This is a genomic window from Sulfurimonas sp., assembly GCF_028694895.1.
Lineage (GTDB): Bacteria > Campylobacterota > Campylobacteria > Campylobacterales > Sulfurimonadaceae > Sulfurimonas.
This window is the reverse complement of the sequence record NZ_JAQVKA010000106.1, coordinates 1-4,813: the sequence shown is the minus strand read 5'-3', so window position 1 is coordinate 4,813 and position 4,813 is coordinate 1. Positions and strand designations below refer to the sequence as shown.

6 protein-coding genes are annotated in these 4,813 nt (G+C 32.3%); 3 read left to right on the top strand and 3 right to left on the bottom strand.

What is annotated here, in order from left to right:
* Positions 1-818: efflux RND transporter permease subunit (locus PHI38_RS09145; RefSeq protein ID WP_299855380.1), on the top strand; the 818-nt coding region annotated here is incomplete at its 5' end.
* On the opposite strand, the gene PHI38_RS09140 is transcribed toward PHI38_RS09145, so the two are convergent.
* On the bottom strand, positions 811-1,209 hold the full coding sequence (locus PHI38_RS09140) for a rhodanese-like domain-containing protein (protein WP_299855377.1): 399 nt from the start codon (positions 1,207-1,209) through the stop codon (positions 811-813). The two genes, PHI38_RS09145 and PHI38_RS09140, sit on opposite strands and share 8 nt — an antisense overlap.
* A 64-nt stretch (positions 1,210-1,273) precedes the next feature.
* On the opposite strand from PHI38_RS09140, the gene PHI38_RS09135 reads away from it, so the two are divergent.
* Positions 1,274-1,642: a hypothetical protein gene (locus PHI38_RS09135; protein ID WP_299855375.1), complete on the top strand. Its 369-nt coding sequence runs from the start codon at positions 1,274-1,276 to the stop codon at positions 1,640-1,642.
* Between the two features lie 9 nt (positions 1,643-1,651).
* Here the strand turns inward: PHI38_RS09135 and PHI38_RS09130 are convergent, their stop codons facing one another.
* Together PHI38_RS09130 and PHI38_RS09125 are read right to left on the bottom strand one after the other, a co-directional pair.
* On the bottom strand, positions 1,652-3,550 hold the full coding sequence (locus PHI38_RS09130) for a methyl-accepting chemotaxis protein (RefSeq protein ID WP_299855372.1): 1,899 nt from the start codon (positions 3,548-3,550) through the stop codon (positions 1,652-1,654).
* Between the two features lie 84 nt (positions 3,551-3,634).
* Entirely contained in the window at positions 3,635-3,961 is a 327-nt protein-coding gene (locus tag PHI38_RS09125; protein ID WP_299855369.1) for a hypothetical protein, read from the bottom strand.
* A gap of 248 nt (positions 3,962-4,209) precedes the next feature.
* Between PHI38_RS09125 and PHI38_RS09120 the strand changes: the two genes are divergently transcribed.
* Positions 4,210-4,813, top strand: a 604-nt coding sequence (locus PHI38_RS09120) for a molecular chaperone (protein ID WP_299855366.1), incomplete at its 3' end; no start/stop codon positions are given.

Below are 4,813 nucleotides of genomic sequence, written 5' to 3'. Positions count from 1 at the left end.
CAACAACTTTCAATGAAAGAGGTGTGATGGAGATAAAAACAGAGGATATTAAAAAAGATAGTATTGATACTTTTTTAAATTTTAGTATTCCTTTTGGCGAGGGTAAGTCTGTAAAATTAACACAAGTCGCAGATATTATTGAGATAAGAGATTATGAGAAGATAAATAAACTCAATGGAAGTATTATAAAAACCTTTTTTGCAACTATTGATAAGAGGAAAACAACCTCACAAGAGGTTCTTGACAAGCTTGAACCAACTCTAGATGAGCTAAGAGCGAGTGGTGTAGAGGTTATGTTATTGGGTGAAAAAGAGAAGAAGGAGCAACTGAGAAACGATATGCAAAAGGCTATATTTTTGGCACTGTTTTTGATTTTCTTATCTCTTTTATTGATATTTTCAAAGGTAAAATATGCGCTTATGGTTATGAGTGTTATTCCGCTCTCGGTTTTAGGTGCACTCGTTGGACATAAAATTTTAGGTATAAATCTCTCAATGACTTCTATTATAGGGATATTAGGACTTGCTGGAGTCGTTGTCAACGATGGGATAATAATGCTAGATTTTTTACATGGTACTCATAAATTAGAAGAGTTTTTACTAAGGGCTAAACTTAGACTTCGTCCAATTATTATAACAACGCTTACTACATTTTTAGGACTTTTTACTCTTATTTTTTATGCAACAGGGCAGGCTGTTATACTTCAGCCAATCGCTATTTCTATAGGTTTTGGTCTTATTTGGGGAACAATTTTAAATCTTGTCTATCTACCAACGCTCTATGCGTTAGTAAATAAGATAGAAGGAAAAGCTATTTAGCAGAGTAGGGCTCTATAGGAAGTTTTATAAATTTGGCATATAGTATGCCACTTTTTATATTTATTACATCATAGTTTAATTTTTGTGATAAAAATGGTGCTAAAACTCTAGTTCTGCTCCCTGTTCGGCAAATTATTGCAAACTGTTTTTTTGTATCTACTACTTTGTTTAATTTATCTATAAAATCTTTTAAGTCGTAGTTGCCTTTTTCATCAAAAAGCATAATTGGAATGGAACCTTTTAAAAGACCTGTCTCTTTCCATTCAGCGGGTGTTCTTATATCTACAATCGGAGTTTTAGAATCGATTAGTTGTTGTGAAGCTTCTTCATGTATAACGGTTGCTAAGAGTGAAGCGGACAGAAGTAGAAACGAAATTAAGATTTTTTTCAAGTATTGCTCTCCATGGTTTGTTATTAAGTTATAATTGTATCAACAAATAAATAATAGGTTAGAGATGGCATCGCAAAAAGCTATAGACAATTCACTTAGACTCCGATACATAAGAGCATTGGAGCGATTTCATAAGAGCGTTCTATCTTACCTTTTAACTACTCAAAATATCACAAAAGAGAGTTACTCTAAAAAGGTACAAAATAGTCAAAAAGTGCTAAATAGAGTTGAAGAGATAGATATTTACAAAGGTGATTTGCAAGATCTTCAAAAAATTGTAAAAAAGATTATCTCTTATCAAGATAGTGACAAAGAGATAGAAGAGATTAAAGATGATATTTTGTACATCTCAAATCAGTTAGAAAAAACTAAAAACTCAAGGCGTTACAAAAAAGAGAAACACTCCAGCTCAATTTATGATGAGTGGGAGTAGAATTTTTAGCTATTTTGACTCTTGAAGCATTGTATCAAGAAGTGTAAATAACTCTTCAGAAGCTTTTTCCATATTATCAAAGTTATTAATAATATTTTGAGAATTTTTCAGAGTCTCCTCCTCAGCTTTTTGATCTAAATAAAATAGATTAGCGTTTGCATTTTTATGAACTATCTCATGAGGAGTTGACAATTTGTTAAATGATGAAGTTTCAGCAAATCTTCTCTTGCCCTCATCATCGTACCAAATACCAAGTGCACACTGGTGAGTATCTTGTTGTTCAAACATTTTTTTAAGTGAAACAATAGAGTTATAAACACGTGATTTGTATAAGATATGCTCCAGCTTAGCAAGAACTATAAATATGCTGTTCTCCATTCCAAAAGAGTAGTCAACCATTTTAAGTGAGTTATTACTAAGTTCGATTAGAGCACTCTCAAACCCATTCATTTTTTGAGTGGACTCTTCAACTGTTGCTTTCATCATCTCAGAGCTTGTTTGTATCTCATTCATATCTTGTTGCAGAGACTTTATAGATACTGAAATTTCACCTGTTGCTTTATGTGTTCTCTCAGCTAGTTTGCGCACTTCGTCCGCAACAACTGCAAACCCACGACCATGTTCACCTGCACGAGCAGCTTCAATCGCAGCGTTAAGAGCTAGAAGGTTGGTTTGGTCTGCTATATCTGTAATCAACTGAATTACAGAGGTTATCTCATTTGCTTGGTTTGTAATTTCTAAGATGCTGTGGTTGTTTGTATTTACCTGCTCCGTTAATGCGTTTAACTCTTGTGTGATATTTAAGATATCATTTTTTGAGTTCATAGCAGATTCTGATGCCTCTTTTGTAGCAGATGTTATAGTTTTTAAATCATTGATATTTGAGCTTAAATCAGAGATTATTAGCGAGAGTGATTCTGAAACATTTACACTCTTTGTGCTGATTTTTGAGTTAAAGACATCTCTTTGTGCTTTTTCATGTTGAGTCTTCATGAACTCTATGCTTTTCTCAACACTCGCTATAGCATCTACAAACTCTCCGCTCATGCCATCAGATGAGATTTTATGAGAAAAGATACCTTTTGAAGCATCTGTAATTGTTGTATTTATCTCATGAATAAGATTTTGTGTATGTTCAATAAGCTTAGATAGTTCATGCCCCATAATCCCAAGCTCTGTATTTCTATCATTTTCACTGCCTTTATGACTAAAATCACCTTTAGCAACATAGCCTATCAGAGATGTGAAATTATTTATGCCAGAAGTTATCGATTTTCTAATAATTGTTGCGAGTATTAAAACAATAAGACCAACAGCAATACCAGCAACAAGAGCTAAGTATTTAAAAACATTTAACACTTTAGCTAGTGAAGAAGAGGCATCTTCAAGCTCTTTAGATTTAAATTCTACAAGTTTTTTAAATGAGTCTCTTGACGTGTTTGCAAAAGGAGTAAGCTCTTCAGAGTAGTTAGCATAGATTTGAGTTTTGTTGTCTTTTATGTCTTGGGCATCAAGAGACTTCATCATTTTAAGTGTATTGTTTAAAAATAGCATTGTTGATGTTTTTGCCTCTTTAACCATATTAAGAGAGTCATCTTTTGCCATAAGTATCTCAAGAGAGTTAAATCCATCCTCTATGTTGTGTAGAGTTTTTTCTAGGTTTGCTAAGTTTTTTTCATAATCTCCGCCAAGCATAATATCTCTTGAGAGTCTGCTCACATAATTTAGGTTTTTTTCTATTTTTAGTGTTGTCAATCCACCAATCATAGAATTTTCATGTAGATGTTCATACTGAGAATCTACATATCCCATAGCTATAAATATAGAAATTGCTGCTGAGAATACAGAGACAGTTACCATCGCTATAAAATAGTTCATCTTCTTATGAATACTTAAATTTTTAAACATTAAAGAGCCTTTATTACATTATTTAAATGAATCATAGCATATTTTAAAAGATATTATTATGAATTTATCTTATTTTTCTTTTATCTATAAATACATAAATTGTGATAATAAGATAATGATGACAACGAGGCTAAAGGGGAAAAAGTGATTTTTAAATACCCATGGATTTATCTTGAAAAGTTTTTGGTTTATTCCTCTAAATCCTAACCACAATCCAAAAAAAGCTTTAATGCTAAGGAGTGTCTGAAAGTAAGAGAGTGAGCCATTTTCAATTTTTCCAAAAACTTGAGAAAAAAGAAAGAGCCCACTAGCAACAGCCACCATTAGAGCATAAGGGACAACTTTTCTTACATGTACCATAATCGCTTCTCTAGCTTTAGCGAGCTCTTCTTGATTAAGTGTTTGATTCATTTTTGATAAAAATAGAATGTCAACAAATAAAAAACCGCCATATATAAAAACTGAAAAAATATGAATTGTATGAATGAGTGTATAAGTGATAAGAGATCCTTTTTTAGATGAATTTTAACATATGTAATAGCTAATAAATTTGTTTTAAATCAATTGCAAGAGAGCATATAAATTTTAAACTCGTAATCCTAAATTTAGACTTTTTAGATAGAATCATAAACTAAAAAATCAAAATAAAGAAAAAAAGAATGCAAAACAGCAAAGCAAGAGCAAATATTTATGCACTTTTATCTCGTGTGCTACTTCAAGAGTTAGATGAGGGGATGCTGCGTATGATAAGAAATGATGAGAATATTTTAGATTTTTTCCCAACACTTAAAACTTGGGAACCTTTTTTAGAGATCGAAGATAAAAAACTCTTAGAGGAGTATTTAAACCCAGATTTTGTAAACTTATCTATACTGCACCTTATCCCTTATGAAACTTTTTACACACGTGAAGACCAAAAGATTGAAACAGGCGGAGCAAATCCTGTGACTGATATGTACAGTGCATTTAATTTTGTGGTTGATTATGAAGCTGCAAGAGCTGTATCTGCTGATCATATTGGAGTTGAGCTAGAGTTTATGCACCATCTTGTCGAGGCTGAGGTAAAGGCTCTTGAAGCAAATGATGAAGAGTCAATTAAAGTCTTAAGAGAGACACAGAGTGAATTTTTAAATAAGCATCTACTCAGATGGGCTCCAATGTATCTTATAAATGTAAAGTATGAAGCAAGAACGCCTCTTTACTATGATGCCTCTGATTTGGCATTAGAATTTATTCTTAGTGACAATGAGTATTTGACAAAAG